22 protein-coding genes are annotated in these 26,671 nt (G+C 27.3%); 12 read left to right on the top strand and 10 right to left on the bottom strand.

Annotated features, from left to right (window positions below):
- The first annotated feature begins 105 nt into the window (after positions 1–105).
- Positions 106–3,564, top strand: a complete 3,459-nt coding sequence (locus tag AMRN_RS12705) for an acyl-[ACP]--phospholipid O-acyltransferase (RefSeq protein WP_099311264.1) — start codon at positions 106–108, stop codon at positions 3,562–3,564.
- On the opposite strand, the gene AMRN_RS12700 is transcribed toward AMRN_RS12705, so the two are convergent.
- The 3 genes from AMRN_RS12700 to AMRN_RS12690 are packed head-to-tail and all read right to left on the bottom strand — an operon-like array spanning position 3,561 to position 7,733.
- Positions 3,561–6,113, bottom strand: coding sequence for a [protein-PII] uridylyltransferase family protein (locus AMRN_RS12700; RefSeq protein WP_099311265.1), 2,553 nt, complete (start codon positions 6,111–6,113; stop codon positions 3,561–3,563). The genes AMRN_RS12705 and AMRN_RS12700 overlap by 4 nt on opposite strands.
- Entirely contained in the window at positions 6,110–6,862 is a 753-nt protein-coding gene (locus AMRN_RS12695) for a sigma 54-interacting transcriptional regulator (protein ID WP_099311266.1), read from the bottom strand. Before AMRN_RS12695 ends, AMRN_RS12700 begins: the two co-directional genes overlap by 4 nt.
- 10 nt (positions 6,863–6,872) lie before the next feature.
- On the bottom strand, positions 6,873–7,733 hold the full coding sequence (locus tag AMRN_RS12690; RefSeq protein WP_099311267.1) for a hypothetical protein: 861 nt from the start codon (positions 7,731–7,733) through the stop codon (positions 6,873–6,875).
- Positions 7,734–7,972: 239 nt separating this feature from the next.
- Between AMRN_RS12690 and AMRN_RS12685 the strand changes: the two genes are divergently transcribed.
- The 6 genes from AMRN_RS12685 (at position 7,973) to AMRN_RS12660 (ending at position 13,820) form a co-directional block, all read left to right on the top strand.
- The gene (locus AMRN_RS12685; protein ID WP_099311268.1) at positions 7,973–9,187 is read left to right on the top strand and encodes an ammonium transporter family protein; all 1,215 of its coding nucleotides are present in this window, start codon (positions 7,973–7,975) and stop codon (positions 9,185–9,187) included.
- A gap of 19 nt (positions 9,188–9,206) precedes the next feature.
- The gene (locus tag AMRN_RS12680) at positions 9,207–9,545 is read left to right on the top strand and encodes a P-II family nitrogen regulator (protein ID WP_099311269.1); all 339 of its coding nucleotides are present in this window, start codon (positions 9,207–9,209) and stop codon (positions 9,543–9,545) included.
- 118 nt (positions 9,546–9,663) lie between these two features.
- Positions 9,664–10,851, top strand: a complete 1,188-nt coding sequence (locus AMRN_RS12675; protein WP_099311270.1) for an ammonium transporter family protein — start codon at positions 9,664–9,666, stop codon at positions 10,849–10,851.
- Positions 10,852–10,935: 84 nt separating this feature from the next.
- Positions 10,936–11,274, top strand: coding sequence for a P-II family nitrogen regulator (locus tag AMRN_RS12670; RefSeq protein WP_099311271.1), 339 nt, complete (start codon positions 10,936–10,938; stop codon positions 11,272–11,274).
- Positions 11,275–11,599: 325 nt separating this feature from the next.
- Positions 11,600–12,526 carry an aspartate carbamoyltransferase catalytic subunit gene (locus AMRN_RS12665; protein WP_099311274.1) on the top strand — a complete coding sequence of 309 codons (927 nt, stop codon included), beginning with the start codon at positions 11,600–11,602 and terminating at the stop codon, positions 12,524–12,526.
- 7 nt (positions 12,527–12,533) lie between these two features.
- Positions 12,534–13,820 carry a dihydroorotase gene (locus AMRN_RS12660; RefSeq protein WP_099311272.1) on the top strand — a complete coding sequence of 429 codons (1,287 nt, stop codon included), beginning with the start codon at positions 12,534–12,536 and terminating at the stop codon, positions 13,818–13,820.
- 43 nt (positions 13,821–13,863) lie between these two features.
- Here the strand turns inward: AMRN_RS12660 and AMRN_RS12655 are convergent, their stop codons facing one another.
- From AMRN_RS12655 to AMRN_RS12625, 7 genes are all read right to left on the bottom strand, one after another.
- Positions 13,864–15,105, bottom strand: coding sequence for a M20 family metallo-hydrolase (locus AMRN_RS12655; RefSeq protein ID WP_099311273.1), 1,242 nt, complete (start codon positions 15,103–15,105; stop codon positions 13,864–13,866).
- Positions 15,106–15,120: 15 nt separating this feature from the next.
- On the bottom strand, positions 15,121–16,392 hold the full coding sequence (gene dcuC / locus AMRN_RS12650; protein WP_118897462.1) for a C4-dicarboxylate transporter DcuC: 1,272 nt from the start codon (positions 16,390–16,392) through the stop codon (positions 15,121–15,123).
- Between the two features lie 199 nt (positions 16,393–16,591).
- On the bottom strand, positions 16,592–17,905 hold the full coding sequence (locus AMRN_RS12645) for an amidohydrolase (RefSeq protein ID WP_099312121.1): 1,314 nt from the start codon (positions 17,903–17,905) through the stop codon (positions 16,592–16,594).
- A gap of 69 nt (positions 17,906–17,974) precedes the next feature.
- On the bottom strand, positions 17,975–19,243 hold the full coding sequence (dcuC, locus tag AMRN_RS12640; RefSeq protein ID WP_118897460.1) for a C4-dicarboxylate transporter DcuC: 1,269 nt from the start codon (positions 19,241–19,243) through the stop codon (positions 17,975–17,977).
- 82 nt (positions 19,244–19,325) lie between these two features.
- Complete coding sequence (locus tag AMRN_RS14300; protein WP_228199127.1) at positions 19,326–21,503, bottom strand: sensor histidine kinase; 2,178 nt, start codon at positions 21,501–21,503, stop codon at positions 19,326–19,328.
- Between the two features lie 141 nt (positions 21,504–21,644).
- Entirely contained in the window at positions 21,645–22,742 is a 1,098-nt protein-coding gene (fliM, locus tag AMRN_RS12630) for a flagellar motor switch protein FliM (protein WP_079577698.1), read from the bottom strand.
- Positions 22,743–22,744: 2 nt separating this feature from the next.
- Entirely contained in the window at positions 22,745–23,800 is a 1,056-nt protein-coding gene (locus AMRN_RS12625; RefSeq protein WP_228150807.1) for a flagellar basal body P-ring protein FlgI, read from the bottom strand.
- 90 nt (positions 23,801–23,890) lie between these two features.
- Between AMRN_RS12625 and AMRN_RS12620 the strand changes: the two genes are divergently transcribed.
- Genes AMRN_RS12620 through AMRN_RS12600 form a run of 5 tightly spaced genes read left to right on the top strand, consistent with a single transcriptional unit; the run spans position 23,891 to position 26,667 of the window.
- Entirely contained in the window at positions 23,891–24,970 is a 1,080-nt protein-coding gene (locus tag AMRN_RS12620; protein WP_099310709.1) for a hypothetical protein, read from the top strand.
- Positions 24,971–24,972: 2 nt separating this feature from the next.
- Positions 24,973–25,239: a flagellar biosynthetic protein FliQ gene (locus AMRN_RS12615; protein WP_228150806.1), complete on the top strand. Its 267-nt coding sequence runs from the start codon at positions 24,973–24,975 to the stop codon at positions 25,237–25,239.
- Between the two features lies 1 nt (position 25,240).
- Positions 25,241–25,651 (top strand): hypothetical protein, encoded by a 411-nt coding sequence (locus AMRN_RS12610; RefSeq protein WP_099310708.1) that lies wholly within the window; start codon positions 25,241–25,243, stop codon positions 25,649–25,651.
- A gap of 3 nt (positions 25,652–25,654) precedes the next feature.
- Complete coding sequence (locus AMRN_RS12605) at positions 25,655–26,146, top strand: MotE family protein (protein WP_228150805.1); 492 nt, start codon at positions 25,655–25,657, stop codon at positions 26,144–26,146.
- Between the two features lie 2 nt (positions 26,147–26,148).
- Positions 26,149–26,667, top strand: coding sequence for a flagellar basal body-associated FliL family protein (locus AMRN_RS12600; protein ID WP_099310707.1), 519 nt, complete (start codon positions 26,149–26,151; stop codon positions 26,665–26,667).
- Positions 26,668–26,671 lie beyond the last annotated feature (4 nt).

The following is a 26,671-nucleotide window of genomic DNA, read 5'->3' as shown; positions in this document are numbered from 1 at the left end:
TATTTATATATCAAGATATGTTGATGTATTTTTTAAATACAGTTTTAGTAAAATTAAAGAATATTTAATTAAAATCTTGTTTATTTTGTGACTATTAAGGTAAATATGAAAAATTATTCTAAAATTAAAATGGCATTTTTATTTGTTGTTTTTTGTAATGTATTCGTGGATATTTCCCATAAGATTATTCTTCAAAATATCGCATTTAAGGTTTTTGATGGCTCTACTCAAGTTTTTTGGATATCTATAATAAATCTTTTAATCATTATCCCTTTTATATTATTGTTTTCTTTTAGTGGATACTTAAGTGATAGATTTAATAAGCGAGATATTTTAATATATGGAGCATTTTCTTCTTTTAGTTTAAGCTTATTGATACTTCTTGCATATATGTTTTCAAGTTTTTACTTAGCAATGTTTTTTCTTTTTTGTTTAGCTATTCAAAGTGCTATTTATTCACCTGCAAAGTTTGGAATAATAATAGATATTTATGGTAAAAATAATATTGCTTTAGGAAATTCTCATTTGCAAGCTATTTCTATTATTGCAATTTTATTTACTATGGCTGTTTTTTCTTATATTTTTGAAACTTTTTATACTACATATAATTTAAGTATTCTTACAAATCAAAATGAATTATTAAATAGTGTAATGCCACTTGCTTTTTGTATTATTCCTATTGCTTTTTTAGAGCTTACAGTATCATTTTTAGTATTGAAAAAATTAAAAATAAACAAAAAAAGAAAAGCTTATGCTTTTGATTTAAAAAGATATATCAAAGGTGACTTACTTGCAAAAAATATAAAACACATTACATCAAATCATATAATATTTTTATCAATTATAGGTCTTAGTGTTTTTTGGGCTGTTTCACAAGGTATGCTTGCAGTATTTCCATCTTATGCAAAACAGTATTTAAATATACAAGATGTATTTATAATAAATATAATTTTAGCCTCAAGTGGAATAGGAATTGCATTGGGAGCATTTTTTTATTCAAAGTATTCAAGACATTATATTGAAGTAGGAACCATTCCTATTGCAGCCATATTTATGGCAACAACAATTTTCACTTCTACTTTACTACAAACGCCAACACAACTAATAATAAATTTTATATTTTTTGGTTTCTTTGGAGGCTTGTTTATTGTTCCTTTAAATTCATTGATTCAATTTAATAGTAAAAGAGTAAAACTTGGGACTATTTTAGCAGGAAGCAATTGGCTTCAATCAATTTTCATGTTTGCAATTTTAGTTATGACAACTATTGTTTCGTATTATAATTTAGATACTTTATATACAATTTATATTTTACTTGCAATTACTATTATTGGTGCTTTTTATACAGTTATATCAATTCCTCAATCTATGATACTATTTTTTTTAAAATTTATTGTTGGTTTAAAGTATAAGCTTGAAGTTAGTGGAGTTGATAATATTGATTCAAATAAAGGAGTTTTACTTTTAGGAAATCATGTTTCATGGATTGATTGGGCAATAATTTATATGGCAACTCCAAGAGATATTAAGTTTGTAATGGAAAAATCAATTTATGAAAAGTGGTATTTAAACTGGCTTTTGAAGTTTTTTAATGCCATATCTATTTCTAGTTATTCAAGCAAAAAAAGCTTTTCAATAATTGCAAATGAACTTGATAAGAAAAATGTAGTAGTGATTTTTCCAGAAGGAGCAATTACAAGAAATGGACACTTAGGAGAGTTTAAAAAAGGTTTTGAAAGAATTTTATCTTTAACTACACAAGATGTAGATGTGGTAGCTTTTTATATAAGAGGTTTATGGGAGAGTATGTTCTCAAGAGCAAATAAAAAATTTATTCAAAATAGAAGAACAAATTTAGTTACAGTTTCCTTTTCAAAACCAATAAAAAAAGATAAAGCAAATGCAAATAGAATCAAAAATGAGGTTTTAGATTTATCTACTACAGCTTGGGTAGAGCATATAAAAAATATGCAAACTGTTCCTTGTGAAATTTTTGATAGATTAAAGCAAGTAAAAACAAAAACTATAATTACAGATTCAACAGGACTTACATTAAGTGCATACAAATTTTTAACTGTTTCAATACTTTTTAAAAATCTTTTAAAAAAGTATGAAGAGAGTAGTATCGCTGTTATGCTTCCTGCAAGTGCTGCTGGAAGCTTTATAAATACAGCTTTATTAATGCTTGGAAAAAAAGTAATAAATGTAAATTATACAAGCTCTTTTAAAGTAGTTGTAAATTCACTTAAAAAAGCAGAAGCAAAAAGAGTAATAACTTCTAAAAAGTTTTTAGAAAAATTAAAAGATAAGGGAATAAATCTTGATGAATTAGAAAATAATTTTGAACTTATTATTTTAGAAGAGGAAAAGAAAAAGTTATCAAAATTAAAAGGATTAATAACTTTATTAAGTGTAGTTACCCTTCCAAGTTTTATATTGAAAACTTTTCATATAAAAAAAATAAAAAAAGATTCAACTGCACTTATTATGTTTAGTAGTGGAAGTGAAGATACTCCAAAAGCAATTGAATTAAGCCATGATAATATTGTTGGAAACTGTTCACAAATTGCAAATGTATTAAATGTAAATGATGAAGATATTATTTTAGGTTCATTACCCCTTTTTCATGCTTTTGGAACAGTTGTAACAACTTTTTTACCTTTAATGGAAGGAGTTTTCGCAGTTTGTAGTGCAGACCCAACTGATGGCCAGACTATTGCAAAACAAGTTAGTAAGTATAAGGTTACTATTATGTGTGGAACTTCTACTTTTTTTAGACTTTATACAAAAAATAGGAAAATAAATCCTTTAATGTTTGAATCTTTAAGGTTTGTAATAGCAGGTGCAGAAAAATTAAGTGAAAAAGTTGCAAATGAGTTTTATAAAAAGTTTAATAAGCAGATTTTAGAAGGTTATGGGACAACTGAAACTTCACCTGTTGCAGCTTGTAATTTACCTAATATTGTTGCTTCTGATTTTAGTATTCAAAAAGGAACATTAAAAGGAAGCGTTGGTATGCCAATACCTGGAACTATGATAAAAATAGTTAATCCTGAAACCTTTGAGCCTTTAGAAGTTGAAGAAGAAGGAATGGTTTTAATTAGTGGTATTCAGGTTATGAAAGGCTATTTAAATGATAAAGAAAAAACAAAAAGTGTATTAAAACAAATAGATGGTAGAACTTGGTATATCACAGGTGATAAAGGAAAAATAAATAGTGAAGGATTTTTGAGCATTGTTGATAGATATTCAAGATTTGCAAAGCTTGGTGGAGAGATGATAAGCCTATCTTTTATAGAAAGAAAAATTGAAAAACTTATTGATGATGATATTGAAATTGTGGCAAGTGTTATGAAAGATGAAAAAAAAGGAGAGAAAATAGTTTTACTTTTAAGTAATATCTCTTCTTTAAAACTTCAAGAGTTAAAGCAAAAAATTAAAAACTCTTTTGATAATAAACTTTTAATTCCAAGTGAATATAAAGTTGTAGAACAAATACCAAGACTTGGTAGTGGAAAGATGGATTTTAAAGCTGTATCTAAATTGGCTTCAAATGAAGATTAATCTTCATTTGAGCAAATAAGATTGATAATTTCATCTTGTTTCCCACAAAAAGTTCCATTTTTCTCAATCAAAATTAAATCTCTTGTGTAATTTTTAGTACTAGCAAGTTTAGCACTTTCAATTTCGATATTAAAATCATCAAATATTTTTGCAATATAAGCAAAAAGTCCCTTTTGATCTTTTGTTTTTACTTGAAGCGAAGCTAGATATGGACTATGGTTACAGTTTGCAATAACTTCATTTTTTTTGATAACAGGTTTTCTAGTTTTTGTTATCTTGCTCATATCAAATGAACTTTCAATTATTTGTTTAACAAGCTCAATATCTCCTTGGTCAACTTTTTCACTAAAAGTAATCTCAAAAGCTTTTTTCTCATCATAAAGTTTAAAAATATTCATACTAAAAATATTTAGAAACTCTAATTTTCCAAGTAAAAAACCTAAATTTAAAGGAATTTTTCTAATTATTCTAATAACCAATTGTTGATTATTTGTGATTTTATATATATAGCTATTTACATCTTTTGCTTTTATTGCAATATCTAAAATATCTTCAGCTTTTAATCTTAAGAAAATTTGATTTGATGAGATATACTTTATTTTTCTTTTCATAAGATTAGATAACTCTTTGTATCTTTTTAAATTTTTAATTGTATTGATTTTTGCAACCCTTCTTGAGCTTTCTTTTAATAACTCAAGATTCTCAAAAGCTGGAAGTGATTGAAAATAGAGTTCTTTTAAAAGTGAAGCCGTTGAGCTATTAAACACATTTTTACCAACTGCTGAGATATCAGCATAAGTTACAATATAAAGCATTTTTAACATTTGTCTTGATTTTACAATACCTGTAAATGCTAAGATTATTCTTTCAGAGTATATATCTTCATTTTTAGCATAAGCACTCATTTTATTATGATATCTTACTAATTGACTTCCCATTTGCACTTGTTTGCTATCAAAATCTAAAGAAAGCATGAAATTCTTAGAGAGTTTTTCTCCTGCTATATGATGATCTCCAGTTCTTCCTTTTCCTACATCGTGTAAAAGTGCAGCAAGTTTTGTGACTGATTTTTCACTAGGAGTTAGTGAATCATAAATCTCTTTGATAAATGTATCTTCAATATTTTCAATCTTTTTTAAGGTTTTTATTGAGTGTATATCAACTGGGTGTTGATGATATCCATCAAATTGAGGTTGATTTATTATTTTTTTTGTAATAGGTATTATTGCTTTAAATAAATTTGAATTATATAAAAGTTTTATTATTGGATATAAAGATGTTTTTAATAGCAAAGTTTTAATGTTTTTCTTTAATTCATTTGTTTGTTTTGTAGGAACTTTGATTTTACTTGCATAATAAATATAAGATCTATCAAAAGATTTAACTTCTTTTGGTAAAGAAATTAATTCTTTTAAAAATAGATTTAAACTTATAGGTTTTCTATGAAAAGATGTATAAACTTTTCCCTCAAATAAATAAAGGTTCTTTTTAAGTCTTGTACTTTTTAATAGTTTTAATTCAGTATTTTGTTTTAATAAAACTCTTGCAAACTTTTTTACCATTACAGTAGAAAAGAAATGAATATTATGCAATGAATACAAAAGCTTTGACATGCATTGTCTCTCTTTTGTATATCTTGGTTTATTTATAAAACCAAGTTTTGAGCTAAGCTCTGGTAATACATCAAAGTTTACAACATCTAATTTTCTTTTTGATATATTATGAAGTGCATTTCTAACTTGAAAAATATACTCTAAAGAACTTCTATATATTTTATGTTCTTCTTCTGTTATCTCTTTGCCTATTAAATCTTTAGTATTTTGTGTACCATAAAGAATATAAGACATCCAAGAAATCATATTTGATTCTCTAAGCCCTCCATATCCATCTTTTATATTTGGCTCCATTTTTAGTGGATATTTTAATAGTCTTTGTTTATGTTCTTCAAGTTTTTCAATTACAAAATCTTCTATATCTGTTTTTCTGATATTATTTAAAGTATTTTCATAAGCAAACCAAAGATATTTTGAACCACAAATTACTCTTGATTCAATGATTGAAGTTTTTATTGTAATATCTTCTTTCACTGCATCTTCTATTTCATTTAGTTCATGAACTCTTGAACCCAATTTTAATCCACAATCCCAAGCAAGAGTAATAAAGTCTTCCATAATCTCTTTTAAATTATAACCTTTAATATCCTCATAAAGTATCATCAAATCAATATCAGAATAGATACAAAGTTGTTCTCTTCCATAACTTCCAAGGGCAACTAAAGTAATAGGAATAGCTGTACTCATAGGTTGATATGAACCAAAATGTTTTCTTAGAATATATTTATATAAAGAAGTTAAAAATTTATCTGTATGTTTTGTATTTTTTACAAAAAAATCTTTTCCACCAGTAGTATCAAGTACAATATCTATTGATTTCTTGTACTCTTTTATGTGATTTTTAAATACTTTTGATATTTCAAAATCACTTGCATTATTTGATATTAACTCTTCTACTTTTAGATTTACTTTATTTAAATTAAATTCATTTATCATAATAACTCTTTGTGTGTATCTAGTTTTTTTCTTAGGGTAATTCTATTTAATCCTAAATATTTTGCCATTTGAACTTGCGACTTATATTTTTTCTTGGCTGCTTTTAATAAAGGTACTTCAAAAAGATACAAGAAATCTTTATAAGAGTTCTCTCCTTGTAAGTTTGTAAACATATAGTTTTCTAAAAACATAAGAATTTCATCTTCGCCTACTGTTTCAAAAAGATAAGAAAAATATATAGACTTTCTTAAACTATGGGCATTTTTATTTGTATTTAGCATAAGTTTTGAAGGAAGTATCTTCTCTGTTCTTAAAACTTTACTTGCTTCATTTGAAAACTTTTGAGTTAGTAGTTTTAAATCATCTTCTCTTTGGTTTAAAGGTGGAATTGAAAGGGTAATAGAGAAAAAATCATTTAATTTTTGATTTAGTTTTTTTGCTTGTGTTGTTGCAATTATTCTAATCTCATTCTCTTCTATCCAAGATAAAAGAAGATCAATATTGGTTAGTTCTTCTATTTTTTCTATAATAATAGTTTGTTTATTGATATCTAAAACTTTTTGAGAAATATCTTTTTGTAGTTCATAGCATGTAAATACTTTTGCATCAGGAGTAATAAACTTTGCTAAAGTTTTTTTCCCTACTCCTGTTTCTCCATATATTAAAGCATGAATATTTACAGCTTGTAAAAGTTTGGCTGAATTTAAAATCTCTTTAGAGTTTGATGATGCGGCTATAAACTCTTGCATTTCTTATCCTTTATTTTTTCTTTTTATCTAAATAAACAAATATTGCTAAAGCAACTAATATTATTGATACACCAGAGATTAAATATAATGCATTAATCATCTCTTCATATCCATCAATAGCTATTTTAAATACAACAATTAGGGCTTCAATTGATAAAGCAATAATAATAGTAATCAAAAATTTTGTTATCATTTTTGTTTCAACTCTTGAGCTTTTTGCATAGGATTTGAAAAATACCTCTTGTTCTAAAATGGTTTTTGCTAAATCAAAAATAGCCATACCTAAAGTAAGTGCTATTATTGGTTTAAACATAAACTCTAATTTAATATCTTGGTTTTGGAATAAATATAGTATAAAATCATACAATGAAAATAAGATTGTAATTACTGCTAGGGTAATCATTGAAAAACCTACAAAAAGATAAAAACTTCTTGTCATAGCATGAAAAGGCTTATGTAACTCAATCAAGTTTAATTTTTCAAGTAAGATATCTAATCTAAAATCTAAAAATATAATTTCATCATTTTCTTTAATTGATAGTGTAATACAATTATTTCTAGTGGCACTACTTATATAAGGTTTTGAAAAAGCTATATGATTATTTTTCAATTCAAGTTTTGAAATTAAATGTGATCTATCTTTATCTTTACCTCTATTGTCAGTCTTATTCTTATAAATATCATCTGAAGTTTGATGTTTTGTATTTTTATCTACAATATATACTAACTCAAGTGAAGGAAAAAGATTAAATAGTTGTGCAAAATTTATTTTTTTATGTGAAGATAATTTTCCTATATTTCTTAAACTCTCTTGTAAAAAATAATCAACTTTCTCTTGGTTCTCTTCATATACTTCTAAAAACTCTCTCATTAGTACTCCTTTTAATACTTTAATAATACTAAAATTAAAACCTATTTATATTATAAATTATGTATAAAAACTATTCAATTGTATATAAATTAATTTTATTTGTAAAGGTGTTAAATAAAAGATTTAAAACTAAATGAATAAAAAATATATAATATATTGTATATAAAATATACATAATATGTGTTTACAATCTAAAATTTATATTTTATACTGAAAGCATAAAAACCAAAAGGAGACTTATGGAAAATTTTGCTGATGTAAAATATATCTTAGATGGGTTCTTGTTTGTATTTGCAGGAATTCTTGTTATGTGGATGGCAGCTGGGTTTGCTATGTTAGAGGCTGGTCTTACTAGAACAAAAAATAATGCAACTGTACTTACGAAAAATATTGCACTTTTTGCAATATCTTGTATTATGTTCTATTTTGTAGGATATAACTTTATGTATGGAGATGGTTCATCATTTATTGGAAGTGGAGCAATGCTTTCAGGTAAAACAAATGAAGCTATGGGATATCCAGTTATGGCTGATTTCTTTTTTCAAGTTGTATTTGTAGCAACAGCAGCTTCTGTTATTTCAGGAACAATTGCAGAAAGAATGAAACTATGGCCATTTCTTATATTTGTAGTTGTATTAAGTGGTGTAATTTATCCAATTCAGGGTCACTGGACATGGGGTGGAAGTGAATTAGGTGGAATTCTTGCAGGATTTTCTGACTTTGCTGGTTCTACAATTGTACACTCTGTTGGTGGTTGGGCTGCACTTGCTGGAGTTTTAATTCTTGGAGCAAGAAAAGGCAAGTATGGTAAAAATGGTAATGTAAGACCAATTCCTGGTTCAAACTTAACATTAGCAACACTTGGTACATTTATTTTATGGATGGGTTGGTTTGGATTTAATGGTGGTTCACAATTAGCTTTAGGAAGTAAAGCAGATATTGATGGTATTGCTTTAGTTATTGCAGATACAAATATGGCTGCTTGTGCTGGTGCAATAGCAGCAGCAATATTAACACAATTAATTTACAAAAAAGTGGATTTAACAATGGTGTTAAATGGTGCTTTAGCAGGACTTGTTTCTGTAACAGCAGGACCTGATTTGGGAATGGTTATTTCTTTTATTGAAGGTATTGTAGGTGGAGTTTTAGTTGTAATTGCAGTTCCTTTATGGGATAAATTAAAAATTGATGATCCAGTTGGTGCACTTTCTGTTCACTTAGTTGCAGGTATTTGGGGAACATTAGCAGTTGGTATTTTTAATCCAGATGTTTCATTTTTTGCACAGATTAAAGGTGTAGTTGTAATTGGTATTTTTGTATTTGTTTCATCATTTATTGTATGGAAAGTTCTTGATTTAGTAATTGGATTAAGAGTTGATGAGGAGACAGAAATTAATGGTCTTGATATTCATGAAACAGGTTTAGAAGCTTATCCTGAATTTAAAAGATCATAATTATATAAAGGATTGACAAATGAAAAAAATTGAAGCAATTATTAAACCTTTTAAACTTGATGATGTGAAAGAAGCATTAGTTGAAATAGGAATTACTGGTATGACAGTATCTGATGTAAAAGGTTATGGAAGACAACAAGGACATTCTGAACTTTATAGAGGAGCTGAATATATTGTTGACTTTCTTGCAAAAGTAAAAATAGAAGTAGTTGTAAATGATGAAGATGTTGAGCAAACAATAAACGCAATCATTGAATCTTCTAAAACAGGGAAAATCGGTGATGGTAAAATCTTTGTTACACCCTTAGATGAGGTTGTAAGAATTAGAACAGAACAAAGAGGTTCTGAAGCCGTATAAAAAAGGGGCATGATGCCTCTTTTTAAACAAATGTATAAAATATATACAAAAAAAATAGTTCTACTTTTAAATTTCTTATTATAATTATTCTATATAAAAATCATTTAGAGGATAATTTATGGAGATTGAATCAATATCTTATGTGCTAGATACCTTCTTTGCTATTTTTGCAATGGTATTAATCATTTTTATGGTACCAGGTTTTGCTATGCTTGAAGCAGGACTTGTAAGAACAAAAAATGTTACAGCAGTCTTAACAATCAATACTTTAATTTATGCAGTTGCTTCTTTGGCCTTTTTACTTTTTGGGTACTCAATTGCATTTGGTGATTTTGGAAGTGATAGTATGAGTAAGTGGGCAGCTTTTCTTTTCCAAATGGCATTTGTAGGAAAAGTAGTAAATATTATGAGTGGAGGAGTTAGTGAAAGAGCAAAGGTTATTCCTTTAGCATTTTTTACAGTATTAATGGCATCTGTTATTTATCCTCTTGTAGTAAATGTTACTTGGGGTGCAAACTTTTTAGAAAATACAACATTAAATTTAAGTATGTATGATTTAGCTGGTTCAACTGTAATTCATAGTACAGGAGGTTGGGCATTATTAGCTGCAATTTTAATTATTGGAAACAGAAAAGGAAGATATCCTAAAACTGGAGGAGTTAGAGTAATTCCAGCTTCAAATATTCCTTTAGTTACTTTAGGTGCAATGTTATTATGGATTGGTTGGTTTGGATTTAATGGTGGAAGTGTTGGCTCAATTGCTAGTAAAGAGAGTGCAAATGCAGTTGCTCTTACTATTTTAAATACAAATACAGCAGGACTTGCTGGAGCTATAATGGTATCTATTATAATGTATATAAAATATTCAAAGTTAGATATAACAATGATATTAAATGGAGCTTTAGGTGGATTAGTTGCAATTACTGCTGGACCTGATTTATATAATATTTATACTCCAATATTAATTGGTGCAATTGGTGGAACATTAGTTGTATTTGCAGTATCATTTTTTGATAAACTAAGAATTGATGATCCAGTTGGTGCCCTTTCTGTTCATTTAGTAAATGGTATTTGGGGTACTTTAGCTGTTGGTATATTTGCTAGTAATGGTCAAGATATTACATTTTTTGGACAATTAAAAGGTGTACTTGTTATTGGTATATTTGCTTTTGTTGTTTCATATGTAGTTTTATTTATGTTAAATAAAATTGTAGCTCTTAGAGCGCATAATGAAGAAGAGATGCAAGGCTTAGATGTAGAAGAGTGCGGTCTTGAAGCATATCCAGAGTTTAAAAGAGCATTTTAATGCTTCTTTTGTATACTAAAATTTAAGATAATATTAATTTAAACAATTTTTGTTAAAATAGAAGAACTAAAAAAAGGAAAAATAGTGAAGAAAATAGAAGCAATTATTAAACCATTTAAATTAGAAGATGTAAAAGATTCATTAAGTGAAGCTGGTATTACAGGTATGACAGTTTCTGATGTAAAAGGTTATGGAAGACAACAAGGTCACTCTGAACTTTATAGAGGTGCTGAGTATGTTGTAGATTTTTTACCAAAGATTAAATTAGAGCTTATTGTTGCTGAAGATCAAGTAGATAATACAATCTCTATAATTACAGAATCAGCAAAAACAGGAAAAATCGGTGATGGTAAGATTTTTGTTAGTAGCATTGAAAAAGTTGTAAGAATTAGAACAGGAGAAGAAGACGAGGAAGCTATTTAAGAAATTTAAAGCTTCTTCTAAATCTATTTTGAAAATTAAATATAAAAATTAAACAAAACATAAATCTAAAATTATATTGCTAAGTTATAAATATAAAAGAATATACTTTTAAAGTACAAGTATCAATTGAAAAATCAAATAAAATAACAACGTATAAATTAATATATTTTTATAAGAAAAGTAAAATGGATGTATAGCAAGATTATCTATTTAAACTTAAAATGAAACTAATTTTCATATAAAAAATTATAAATAATAAATATTTTATTAAGATTAAAATAGTTATAATTATCAGTTTGCAAAAAAATAAGGGTTGTTTATGGATATAGTTTATAATAAGAAAGATCTTATCGGATTAAGAGAGTTGTCTAAAGAAGAAATTTTATATTTTTTAGATTCAGCACAGCAGTTTAAAGACTTAAACAATTCAGAAATAAAAAAAGATAAATTACTACATGGAAAAACAGTAATAAATGCTTTTTTTGAAAACTCTACTAGAACAAGAGTGTCATTTGAAACTGCTGCAAAAAGGTTAGCTGCAGATGCTATTAACTTCAGTTCTTCTTCAAGTAGTGTCTCTAAAGGTGAAACTTTAGTTGATACAATTAAAAATATGCAATCAATGAAAACAGATATTTTCGTATTAAGACATAGTGCATCAGGTGCCGCAAGTTTTGTTGCTAATAATATAGATGCCTCAGTAGTAAATGCAGGCGATGGAGCAAATGAACATCCAACTCAAGCATTACTTGATTTGTTTACTATTAAAGAACATAAAGGAACATTAGAAGGATTAAATGTTTCAATTATAGGAGATATTTTACATAGTAGAGTTGCTAGATCTAACATCTGGGCAATGAACAAGTTAGGAATGAATGTTAGGATTTTTGGTCCAGCAACTATGATTCCAAAATACTCTGAAGTATTTAATTGTAAAGTATGTAAAACTATGGAAGAGGCTGTTGAAGGAAGTGATGTAATTATTATGATGAGAATTCAATTAGAAAGACAAAATGAGTCTTTAGTTCCTTCAATTAGAGAGTATTCAAAGTTTTTTGGACTTAATAAAGAGCGTATCAAATTATCAAATAAAGATGCAATAATTATGCATCCTGGGCCTATAAATAGGGGAGTAGAGATAAATTCAGATGTGGCAGACTCACAAAGGTCAGTAATTTTAGACCAAGTTGAAAATGGAGTTGCTATAAGAATGGCAGTATTAAATATTTTGAATCAAAATAGAAAAGGGTAATTTAAATATGCGTTTACTAATAAAAAATGGAACAATAGTAAATAATGACAATACGCAAAAAGCAAATGTACTTATTGAAAATGATAAGATTATTGATATTATTAATCATGAAGATGTAACTGTTGATGAAACAATAAATGCAGAAGGTATGCTAATCGTTCCTGGATTAATTGATATGCATGTTCATTTTAGAGATCCAGGATATGAATATAAAGATGATTTAGAATCAGGAAGTAAAGCTGCTGTTGCAGGTGGTGTAACTACATGCTTACCTATGGCAAATACTAATCCATTAAATGACAATCGTTCTATTACAGAAGCAATGATAGCAAAATCTAAAAATATAGGCTTAATTGATTTACTCCCTATTGGAGCAATCTCTAAAGGATTTAAAGGAGAATCAATTGTTGAAATGGGAGATATGATTGAAGCAGGTGCTGTTGCATTCTCAGATGATGGATTACCTGTTACAGATAGTTCAGTAATGAGAAGTGCTTTAGAGTACGCTTCAAGTTTTAACTCATTTGTAATTTCTCACTCAGAGGATTGTTGCTTAGCACACAGAGGAGTTATGAATGAAGGTGAAATTTCAACAATACTTGGGTTAAAAGGTATGCCAAGTGAAAAAGAAGAAATTATGGTTGCAAGAGATATGCTTTTAGCAAAATTAACTGGCGGTCATATTCATATTGCACATGTAAGTTCAGAGTGGTCTTTAAAGTTGATTGCACTTGCAAAAAAAGAGGGAATAAATGTTACTTGTGAAGTTGCTCCACACCACTTCTCATTTACTGATAAAAAATTACTTACTTATGATACAAACTACAAAATGTCTCCACCTCTAAGAAGCCAAAGAGATATGGAAGCTATGAGAGAAGGATTAAAAAATGGACTTGTTGATGTTATTGCAACAGACCATGCTCCACACCATAGTGATGAAAAATTTGTAGAGTTTGAAAAAGCACCATTTGGTATTTTAGGATTACAAACATTAGTTCCATTAACTCTTAAATTAGTTGAAGATAATGTAATTTCTTTAAATAAAATGGTTGAATTAACATCTTATAAACCAGCTAAATTACTAAAACTAGAAAACAAAGGGAAAATTGATAAAGGTATGTTAGCAGATATAGCTATACTTGATCCAAATTTAGAATATATTTATGATGATAATTTAAATAAATCAAAATCTAAAAATTCACCTTTATTATATGAAAAGCTCAAAGGTGCTGCTGTTTATACTATAAAAAATGGGAATGTAGTTTATAAATTTCCAGAGTGCATAACAAAATAATTAAAAGTAACAGTTAATCTGTTACTTTTAATTTAACTAACTATTATTTCTCATTTGCAAGACTTAATAAAGAGTTTGCAAGAACATTTGTAGCTTGATAAATATCTTCTAAATTTATCTCTTCTTTTACATTATGACTTATTCCCTCTTTACATGGAACAAATATCATACCAGTATATTTTGATACTTTAGGCATATGCATTGCATCATGTCCAGCACCACTAGGCATTCTTAAAGATTTTATAGATAATTTATTTGCTTCATTTTCTAATAGTTGTACTATTTTATCATCAAGTTTTGTTGGAGTATCCTTACATAGTTGTGTTAGTTCATAAGTTAATCCATCTTCTGTAATAACATCTTTTATTAATTCATTTACTAATTTATCAACTTCAAATAATGAGTCTTTATCAATATCTCTAATATCAATGCCAAGTTTAACTTCTCCTGGAATTACATTTAATACCCCAGGAACTGCATTTGCATAACCAATAGTAGCTACTACTGTATCACTACCTTTATTTTGTGCAATATCTTGAACACCAATAATAATTTTACTTGCTGTAACAAGAGCATCTTTTCTCATACTCATAGGAGTTGCTCCTGAGTGGTCTGCTCTTCCTTTAATAACTAATTCATATCTAATAGGTGAAGCAATTCCTGTAACAATACCTACTGGAATTTGATGATTTTCAAGAACTGGACCTTGTTCTATATGTAACTCAATATATGAATGCATTGTATTTTCTTCTAAAACAGCTTTATTAAGTTCATCTACACTACAACCAAAATCTTTAGCTGCATCATAAACTGAAATACCTGTTTTATCTTTTAATCTTTTTAAATCATCAAGATTTAATTTTCCAGTTATAACTTTACTACCTAAAGTAGCCATATTAAATCTACTTGATTCTTCACATGAAAAAACAATTAACTGAATTGGTCTTAGATGTTTACAATCATTTTCTTTAATAGTTCTAATTGCTTCAAGTGCACACATAACACCCAGTGTTCCATCATAGCATCCACCAAGAGGAACACTGTCTAAGTGTGAACCAGAAATAACAGGTTCTAAATTTTCAGAACCTGTTAATGTTGCATAGATATTTCCTATTGCATCTTCTTCTATCTTTAAATCAATTTCAAGCATTAGTTTTTTTAAATACTCTCTAGCATTTTTTTCTTCAATAGAAAATGCAAGCCTTGTAATTCCTCCACCATCTAATTTACCAAACTCACTTATTTCAGCAAGTTCAGACTTTAATCTTTGTTCATTAATTAACATACTTTTTCCTATTTATTACATAACAACAAGTACAACATATGCTGTAATTAAAGCTAAGATCATTCCTAAAGATGTTCTTTTAACAACATCAATAGTAGAAACTTTTGCAAAGCCTGCACATACAATAGCTGCTCCTGCTAATGGTGACATTGTTCTACCGATTGCTCCACTTAATGCAGCAAGAGAACCCATATTTTCTATACTCATTCCTAAACTTTCAGCATGAGGTGTTACAACTTCATTAAATGCAAATGCTGCAGCATCTCCTGAACCTACAACAATTGCAAGTAAAAATGGACCAACCGTTGCCCCAATTCCTGCTAAACTCGGATTATTGATTAAGATTTGAATAAATGCATCAACAGCACCTAAAGCTTTAAGACCAGAAACAAAAACAGTAGCAGTAATGATAATACCTAAAATATTTGCATATGCTCCACCCATCCCATCAAAGAATTTTTTAGAAACTTCTGAAGGGCTTGTTCTTGTAATTATCACAGCTATAAATGCACCAATTAACATAGCTTGAGCAACACCCATTTTTAATGCAGGTACAGCTCCTGTAAATCCTAATATTAATATTACAAGAGGTACTATATTTACTAATGCAAATATTGGATTTACTTTAAACTCTGTATCTACTTTAAAATCTTCATCTGTACTTACATATCCTTTATGTTCTTTTAAATATATAGCTACTATTGCTAAAGTAATTGCAGCTACAACAATACTTGATATTGTTGCCATTTTATGAGCATTAATTACTTCTAATACTGGAACATTTGCTAATTTTGCTACAAAAGGGTTATGTGATAAACCTGGATTTAGCATACTTCCATAAGTTCCACTAAAAACTGCTGCTGCAGCCATAACTGGTCTTACACCAGAATAAATTAGTAAAGGAATGAAGATTGAACCAACAGCTGCAGCACATCCAGCAGCAGAAGGTAAGGCAATATTGATTGAAAAAGTTAAAAGTGTAGCTACAGGAACTAAGAAAATACCTGTTCTTTTTAAAACACCTGCTAACATATTAATCATATGTTTATCACAACCTGTAATTTTCATAACTGCTGCAAAACCTAAAACAGAACATATTGCTTGAATGAGACCACCCGTTGTCATTCTTTTTGCAAATGCATCAAATGCTGTCATTGGCTCTAATGCAACTAATGCCATAAAAACACCAGCAACTAATAAAACTAATTTAGTATCATATTTTTTTATTAAAAAATATACTACTGCAATAATTGTCGCAATGGCGATTAGAATTTTTAAAGTTTCCATGAATGTATCCTTGATTTTTTTTCTACAAATGTAGACTTAAAAAAAAGTTAAACTTTTTTATTAACTCCCTTTTATAAAATATTATAGTTTTAAAGTGAACTAAACGTGACTTTTAAAGTTTTAAGATATTGTTTAACTAGTTAATTTTAGTTAGGATACATTAATAGTATAAGAGGCAAATAAATTTGCCTCCTTTTTATTATTTTCTATTTAATTTAAAAGCTAATCTGTAGAATATATCAAGTCCAGATACAAGGCAGTTTTCATCAAAATCAAAAGCTTCATTGTGGTGTCCAGCTGCTAATTTTGTTCCAATCATTGCATAACCACTTTCTCCTCCATTTTTTTGTACAGTTCTCATAAAGTGTGCAAAATCTTCACAAGCTCCAAAATCAAACTCTTCTACAATTAAGTCATCTTCAATAAAAGGTGATTCTAAAGCAGCTTCTTTAAATAATTTTGTAATTTCTTTACTACTATCACCTCCAGCTGTACCACCAGTTTCAACTAATTTGTATTTAACTGAATGTATTTTTGAAACACCTTCTAAAATATCAATACATTTTTGTTTCATAAAATTATTTAACTCAGTAGTTACACCTCTTGTTTCGCATGCCATAAATGCATTAGGGGCAATTACATTTCTTCCTTCTCCTGCTTTTAAGACTCCAACATTGATTCTTGTTACTCCATCAGCATGTCTTGTAATTGCATGCATTTGAATTGCAGCTTCACTAGCAGCAAGTAATGCATTGCAACCTTCTTGAGGTGCTCCTGCTGCATGAGCAGATGTCCCTGTAAAATAAACATCAAATTTTGAAGTTGATAAAAATTTATTTATTCCACAAATAATACCTTTATTTTCTTTTGCTTGGAAACCAATATGAGCTCCAATAAGATAATCAACATCATTTAAAATTCCTGTAGGTTCCATTCCTACTGCACCTCTACAACCCTCTTCTCCTGGTTGAAATATAAAAATAAATTTTCCTTTAAATTTATCTTTATTTTCACTAATAAGTTTTGCAAGGCCTAAACCAATAGTAGTATGTCCATCATGTCCACAAGCATGAGTAATTCCTTCAATATCTGAAGAGAACCCTTCTTTAAATGGAATATGTGTATCATCTTTGCTTTCTGTTACATCAACACCATCAATGTCAAATCTAAAAGCTGTAGTTGGACCTTCTATATTTGTATCAATTGAAGCAACAACACCAGTTAGACCATCTTTCATTTCATCTACTAAGTGATGTAAATCATCATTTAATAAGCTCTTAGCTCTTTTTTTTGCTTGCTCAATTTGCTCTTTATTTCCAAGACCAAGTTGGTGTTGCACAGATACAATTTCATCTGCCATCTTTAAATCATATCCTAATTTTTTTAACTTATCTATAATAGTAGCTGTAGTAAAAAAAGTAAGCCAACCTGTTTCTGGGTGAGAATGGAAAAATCTTCTTGTTTCAACAAGCTCTTTTTCAAGAACTTTAACCTCTTCATGAATATTGCTCATTTGATACTCCTTAATATAATATAGTATTAAAAAAATTTTAACCGCTCAGAGTGAACTAAAAGTGACTTTTTATATAGCTAATATAATATAAACGGTAATTAAAGCTAGGACCATTCCAAAAGATGTTCTTTTAACAACATCAATTGTAGAAACTTTTGCAAAGCCTGCACATATAATAGCTGCTCCTGCTAATGGTGACATTGTTCTACCAATTGCACCACTTAGAACAATTAAAGAACCCATATTTTCAATACTCATACCAAAAGTGTTTGCATGAAAAGTAATAATTTCATTAAAAGTAAAAGAAGCAGCATCTCCAGAACCTGTCATTATGGATAGAAAAAAAGGCCCAAGAGTTGCACCAATTCCTGCTAAGCTTGGATTAGAGATAATAATATCAATGAATATATCTATTAATCCTAAAGCTTTAAGACCAGAAACAAAAACAGTAGCAGTAATGATAATACCTAAAATATTTGCATATGCTCCACCCATCCCATCAAAGAATTTTTTAGAAACTTCTGAAGGGCTTGTTCTTGTAATTATCACAGCTATAAATGCACCAATTAACATAGCTTGAGCAACACCCATTTTTAATGCAGGTACAGCTCCTGTAAATCCTAATATTAATATTACAAGAGGTACTATATTTACTAATGCAAATATTGGATTTACTTTAAACTCTGTATCTACTTTAAAATCTTCATCTGTACTTACATACCCTTTATGTTCTTTTAAATATATAGCTACTATACCTAATGTAATTGCAGCTACAACAATACTTGATATTGTTGCCATTTTATGTGCATTAATTACTTCTAACACTGGTATATTTGCTAATTTTGCTACGAATATATTATGAGATAATCCAGGACTTAATATACTTCCATAAGTTCCACTAAAAACTGCTGCTGCAGCCATAACTGGACTTACGCCAGAGTGGATTAATAAAGGAATAAAAATAGCTCCAATAGCTGCAGCACAACCAGAAGCAGAGGGAACAGCAATATTAATTGTAAAAGTTAAAAGTGTAGCTACAGGAACTAAGAAAATACCTGTTCTTTTTAAAATACCTGCTAACATATTAATCATATGTTTATCACAACCTGTAATTTTCACAACTGCGGCAAAACCTAAAACAGAACATATTGCTTGAATGAGTCCATTTGTAGCCATTCTATTTGCAAATGCATTAAATGCTGTCATTGGCTCTAACGCAACTAATGCCATAAAAACACCAGCAACTAGTAAAACTAGTTTAGTATCATACTTTTTTACTAAAAAGTAAACAACTGCGACACTAGTCATTAAAGCTAATAAAATTTTAAATATTTCCATTGTTATTTTACTTTTCTCATATTATATTTAAATATTATTAGAAAACTCTTTATAAAAGATAATATTAGAATTAATTATTTTTTTAATAAATTGTTTTTAACTTAATACTAAACATAGCTCCATTATTAGTATTTTCAACTTCAATTGTGCCATCCATTTTATCTTCAATTATAAGTTTTGCCATATATAACCCTATACCATGTCCACTCTCCTTTGTTGTATAGTAAGGTTTAAATATATTATTAATATGTTCTTTTGGTATTCCTCCACCATTATCTTCTATTTGAATTAATACATCATTTTGGATATTTTTTATATCTATATTTATTATTCCTTCTTTTATTCTTTTCTCTTTTCTTCTTTTTACTATTGAATCTTTTGCATTATTTACTATATTTAACAGTATTTGCATAAGTTCATTTTTATAACCTAAAATATTTAAATTTGCATCTTCTTGTACTTGTACATTTGTCTTTATATAATTATATTTTATATTATGATTTATTATTTCTAACATCTTTGTAACTGCTTCTGATATATTAAATGTGACTTTTCTTGTTGAGGGCATTATAAAGTTTTGAAAATCACTTATTGTTTCACCCATATATCTAACTTGTACCATGATATCATTTACAAATGCATTATTCTCTTCATCTATTATCTTTTTATCTGTTGAATATATTTGTTCTTGTGCTATTGTTGTTATCTCTAAAAGTGGTGTCTTCCATTGGTGCGCAATTGATGAAAATATCTCTCCTATCTCTGCTAACTTTGATTGTTGTATCATAAACTCTTGATTCTTTATTTTCTCTTCTAATGTTAGCCTCTCTTTTGTTATATCAGCAAAAACTGTAAATTTACCTTTTGTGTTAAATATACCTTCATAATATTCAGTTTCATTAATAAAATATATTTTATAAGTATTATCACTTATTAATGCTATTTCATCAGGATTATTCTTATATTTATTATATGTTCTTAATTTTTCTAATAGTAAGTTAAAATTATTATTTTTTAAGAATTCTTTTAGCGTTGTTTTTTTTAAGAAAGTAAGTTCTAGAAATTCTGAGAACTCAGAATTTGAATTTATTATTTCACCTTTGTCATTTTGCCATACAACAGGAGTCTTTATTGCATCTAATAAAACTTTGTCTACTTTAAGCCTTTGTTCGATTATTTTTTTATTTTTAATTTTAAAAAAAAGAATATATAAAAGTAAAAAAATCACTATTAATAAAAAAGGAGATATTATAAAAACAAAATTTATTAGAATATTGTCTTTTTCAAAAATTGATAAATAAGAATTTACATAAGTAAAAGGTTTATGCAATATTAAAGGGTTTACATTAAATTCTTTTACTTTTTCATAATCAAAAATATATATATAATCTTTATTAAATGTAATTTTTTCTTCTATTTTTTTATTATTTAATATTTTAATAAGAAGTGAAGATATCTGTTCTCCTATACTTCCTATATCAATTAGTTTACCTCCAATTGGACTTTGCCCACTATATATTGTATCAGTTATAAATATAGGTATTTTAAAAGAATTTAAGATTTTTTTAATATGATTGAAAAGCAATAATTCATTATTTTCATCTTTTTGTAACTTAATAAACAAAACTGCTTCATCTTTTTTAAATTTATTAAATCTGTATTTTAAAGAGTTGAGATTATCATACAATTGAAAGATAACTTTAATTTCTTTATTATTTATATTGAAAATTTTGTAGTTACTATTTTGTGTAGATGTTAAATTATTATTAATTATGTGTATTTTTTTTATATCAGGAAAAAATTTTTGTATTAAAGACACATTTCCTAATATATCCACATCTTTTATAATTCCATATGTTTTGTCAAAAAATGTATTTTCAGGATTACTTATTTTATTCCCTACAAAAACTATTTTCTGATTTTCTTTTGGTTTTTTATAATTTCTTTTTAAGAATTCATAAGCAGCATCATCAATGGCAACTAATATATCATAATTAATAGTATCTAACTCAATTAAAAATAACTTTTTTATTAGTTCTTCATACTTTTTTTTGTTTTTTCTTAAAGAATTTAAATAAATTATATTTGAATGAATATTATTCTTATTTAAATTCTTTAATATAGGATTAGTGATCTTATCACTTAGAGTGTTCCCTTTAGTATATGAACTTATAATTAATATATTATTTTTTGCATGGGATTCAACAAAGCAAATACAAAGTAAAGTAAATATCAAAAAAGAATTAAAATTGAATTTCATATTTATATTATATCAGATAATAATAAAACTAATCCTTTCAAATTGATATTTTAAATGAGTAATTTATAAATCAAAAAGTAATTTAAAATTTAGTTAAATCTATTATTTTAAAAGTATTATAAAGTAAGCCTTTGCTTACTTTTAATAAATACCTTTTTCTGCTAGTAAACGCTTGATATTTGCATTTGTTTCTTTTGCTTTTTGTTCTCTATCTTCTCTCATTATTCTTAATATATCTAGAGTTTCTTGTTTTTCATGATCAATATTTGCCTCAATTTGAACAGCTTTTCTATTATTTGAAATTCCAGAAAGTCCAACAAATTTTTCTTTGTTATTAATATAAAGTTTTGAAGATGAAGAAGTTGCATTTTTATTAAATACAATTACATCACCTTTTTTAAGGTTTAATATATCTTCAACATTCATCTCTGTTTCTGCCATAATTGCTTGAATGTGCATTTTTGCACCTGAAATAAGTGTTGTTATATCTCTTCTTCTACTGATTTTTCTATTTTTCCCCTCAGAGAAAATTCTTTCAACAATTTTATTTAAAAGTTGTTCAATATAAGAAATAGGGTAACAAATAGACAAAAAACCTGATTCTTCATCAATAGTAATTTCAAGCACAACAAGTAAGACAATTTCATGATCAGAAATAATTTGAATTGCATTGGCATTTGTATCTCTTGATTCTATTTTGAAATTTAAAGTAGTTACTTCATCCCAAGCTCTATACATATGTTTTACAAACATTTTATAAAAGTGGTCAAAAATTTCTACTTCAATCTCTGTTAATTCCCTATCTAAATTATCACTTGCAGCAACTGCTCCACTTCCTAGAAGTTCTGCAATTATTTTATGTGAAATTCCAGGGTTACACTCAATTACTATTCTTCCTTCAAGGGGTTTAATTGATAATGTATTAAGTGAAGTTAATTGAGGAATTGAAAGAATAAATTCTCCATAAGTCATTTGCTCAATTGAATAAAGTTTTATATCTACAATTTTTCTAAGCATTGCTGAAAGATCAGTAATTAAATCTCTTAGCATCTTATCATGTAAAGTAGAAAAAGCTTTAAATTGCTCATTTGAAATTCTATTTGGTTTTTTAAAATCATAAATTGAATAGTTTTTTTCTTTAGATATAGGTTTTTCTTCGACAGTTGTGTCGATATCTTCACCTTGTTCGGCAATATCTAAAAGGGCATCAATCTCATCTTGACTTAAAAATTCAGCCATTCTTATCCTCTTATTTCAACTTCAGCATCTATTGAACCTAAGTCTTTAATTAATTTTATAGTTTCAATTATATCTGTAATAGGTAATTTCATTACTTTCATTGCTCTCATTAAATCAGAAATTGTTGGAGCACTTTTTGTGTTAATTAAGGCATTATCTATATTTACTTCTGCTGGGTTATTTCCAACTTTTACATCATCACCAATGTCAACACCTCTATTTATAGCTCTATCATTCCAATCTTCTTCATTTAAGTTGGATTTTTTTACTCTTAAAGTAAAGTTATCTCTACTTATTGTAACGGGGTCAATTTTGATATCAGCACCCGCAATTATAATCTCTCTGTTCATGTCAATTATGATTTTTCTTTTAAATGAATCATCAAGTTCAATATTTTGAACAATTGATAAAAACTTAACAATAGACATTGTTGGTGGCTTTTTTATTTTAATAGTTCTTGTGTCAATTGCTTTTGCAAGTCTTTTACCAAATCTATCATTAACTTTTTTTTCAATTGCATCAGCATGTTTTGCGCTATTTTTAAATAAACTTAAAGTTATTTCTTCTTCACTTCCTAGTTTAAAATCAACTTCATTTTCTATTGTAGCACCATTATATATAAAACCAGTTGTTAAGTTTTTTAAATCAGCTACAACTGTACCTTGACCTAAAGCATATACATTTCCATCAACACCTTTTAATTGTGTTAATAAAAGTTGTCCATGGTCAATTGATTTTGCATCACCAATTGCAGAAACTTTAATTTTTATTTTATCCCCTTGTCTTGCAAAAGCAGGAAGTTTTGATGTTACCATAACTGCTGCAATATTTTTTGACTTTATTGAAGATGTTGGGATTTTTATGTATGAATTTCTAAGAAGATTTTGCAGTGATTGCATTGTAAATTGACTTTTATCACCTGTTCCTGCAAGACCAACAACTAAACCATAACCTATTAATTGGTTATCTCTAATTCCAACTACATTTGAGATATCTTTAATTGTTTGTGCAAAAATTGATGATGTTAATAATAATAAAATAGCTAATATATTTCTCAATGAAACACCCTTGTACAATTTCATTCAATTTTATCTAAAATTTTATAAAATAAAGGTATAATCTACATAAAAATTATTTTAGGGTACTTTTTGAATATATATATTTACGGAAATGACGACTTTAAAGAAGAGATAGATAATCTTCTTTCTCATGCAAATGTTAAATTCAGACTTGATGAAAACAGCTCTATTATTGAGCTAAAAGACATTGATGAACTTAAAGATGCAATAGAAGAAAATCCTGAAGATATATATTTAATTGATGATTCAAAAATTATAAAAAAGAAATCAATAAATTCAAAATTTAAATTTTTAAGACCTAAAGATGGAATAGAACAAGAGTATTTACTTGATCATGGAATAGGTGACATGTCCGTTGATTCTTTAGATGAATTAACAAAACATATTATTTATAAACTTGATAATGAACAAAATAGTATGGTTGAAGATGGTGTTGAAGAATCAATTAGAGATATAGTAGATGAGGCTTATGAAGTTAGTGATGAAGATTATCCTGAGCTTGATGATGAATTAAGCTCATTATTGACTCATATTGATCCAAATGACGATGATGATATGCAAGATTTTTTTGAAAAAAGTCCTAAACTAGATGATGATATAATTGCCACTTCATCTAAAGATTATTTTGAAGATTATATAAATGAAGAACAAAAACCTCAAACTTATGAAGATGTGAAGACTCATTTGGAAGAAAATAATTTAGATACACAAGGTTTAGATGAAGATGAATTCTTAAATGCTTTAGATGAACATGAAACTACTGAAGCGGATTTAAGTGATCTTGATGAGCTTATGAATCTTCCAGAAGAAGAGATTCAAAGTGATATAAAAGATGATATAATTAGTAAAGATGAAATTGAAAATATTAAAGAAAATATATCTTTAAAAGGAGAAAGTATGGCAAATGAGTTTTCAGAATTAGACAATTTAAATGAAAATGATGTTTTATCAGCACTTGAAGGCTTGAGTGATAATATTGAGCCAACAAACTCAATGCCAAGTATTGAAGAAGTAAAAAGTTCGCAAAATAAAACAGAAGATAATAATACAATAAAGCTTGATAGTAGTAACAGTGAAGATATTGTTGCTTTAATTCAACAATTATTAAATAATAAAACTTTGGAGATTACTGTAAAGATTAAAGATTAGTTATGGGAATGGATTTAATTGGTATTGCAGAAAATACTGTAAAGATTATTTTGATACTTGGAATGCCCTCACTTATTGTAAGTATGGTAATTGGGCTTTTGATTTCTATCTTTCAAGCAGTTACCCAAGTTTCAGATGCATCTTTAGCTTTTGTTCCAAAGATGATTTTTGTTTCTGTATTTGTACTTATATCATTACCTTGGATGGGAGATCATATAACTACATATACAAAAGAACTTTGGGATATTATGTTGATTTTTGGGAAATAAAATGATAGAAAAATTATATGATTTAAAAAAAACTCAAATTGATAGAAAATTAGTAGAAAAAGGTCGTTTGATGCAAGAAATAGCAGCAATTGAAGCTGAACTTACAATTACACAAACAAAAATCAATACGACTGGAGTTCAGCCTCATGGTGCAATTTCAGATTTTGCAATTTTACAAATGCATAAAAATAGTATGAAAAAACATATGTTTAATTTAGAAATAAGAAGAAAAAATTTAGATAGAAAGCATCAACTTGTGGTTGATGAATTAATTGAATTGCAAAAAGAGAGTGAACAATTTAATTATATATTACAAGAAGAGAAAAAAGAAAAAATAAGATTAGCATTAAAAGCAGAAGAAGAAGCTTCATCTGAATATATGCAAAGTAAATATATAAGGCTAAAAGGATAAATATTGTTTAAAATACTATTTTCAATCGTTGTTTTAAGTTCAACTTTACTGTTTAGTGCAGAAGATACAACTTCAAAATTTATAAAACAAAGAATTGAAATTAGGGAATTAAAAAAAGAGTTAAATGAGTTTTATAATACAAAAGAAACAGAATACAAACAAAGAAAAAAAGAGTTAGAGGATTTACTTTCAAAAATAGAAAAAGAGAAAAATAATATACAAAAATTAAGAGATCAAAATTTAGAAATACTTCAAGACATAAAAGGCGAAGTAAAAACAAAAACTGCAAAAATTTATAACAATATGAAACCAAAAGTTTCAGCAGAGATATTCAATAAAATGATTGATGAGGGTAATATAAATGAAGTTTTTGATATTATCTTGAAGCTTAAAGAGAAAAAAGTTACTCTAATAATGCGTTATTTAAGTATTAAAAATGCTTCACAATTAACTTTAATGTTAAAACAATTTAATGATAATAAGACTAAAGGATAAGTATGGCAGAAGAGAACGAATCAACAGAAAAAAGTGGAAAAGGTTTAATGGTTGTATTAATAATACTAATTGTAGTTTTATTATTAGCTGTTGGTGGAATGGCATATTTCCTTTTTTCAAAAGGTGCTTTACCAAACAATAATGCAAATGGACAAGAGCAAACAGAAGAAAGCACTGATAAAGCCGATAGTTATAAAACTGCAATAAATGATTTAGTTTTAAATATTACAAATTCAAGAGGTAGAGAAAAGCTTATGAAGCTATCTTTTACTTTAAAAAGTACAGAAGAAAAAATCGAATCAATAGTTGAAAATTATAAACCAGAAATAGTAGATATTGTTATTTCTCAAATAAGTGCAAGAAGTTCAGAAGAACTTTTAACTGTTGGTGGGAAAGCCCTTTTAAAAGAAGAGCTAATTGATGAAATAAACTCTGTTTTAAATGAAGTTACAGCTTCAAATGAAGATATACAAAAAGATAGTATTAAAAATTTGTATTTTACAACTTTTGTAATTAAATAGATTT

Origin of the sequence: Malaciobacter marinus (assembly GCF_003544855.1) — a bacterium.
GTDB lineage: Bacteria > Campylobacterota > Campylobacteria > Campylobacterales > Arcobacteraceae > Malaciobacter > Malaciobacter marinus.
This window is presented reverse-complemented; position numbering and strand designations above follow the sequence as displayed.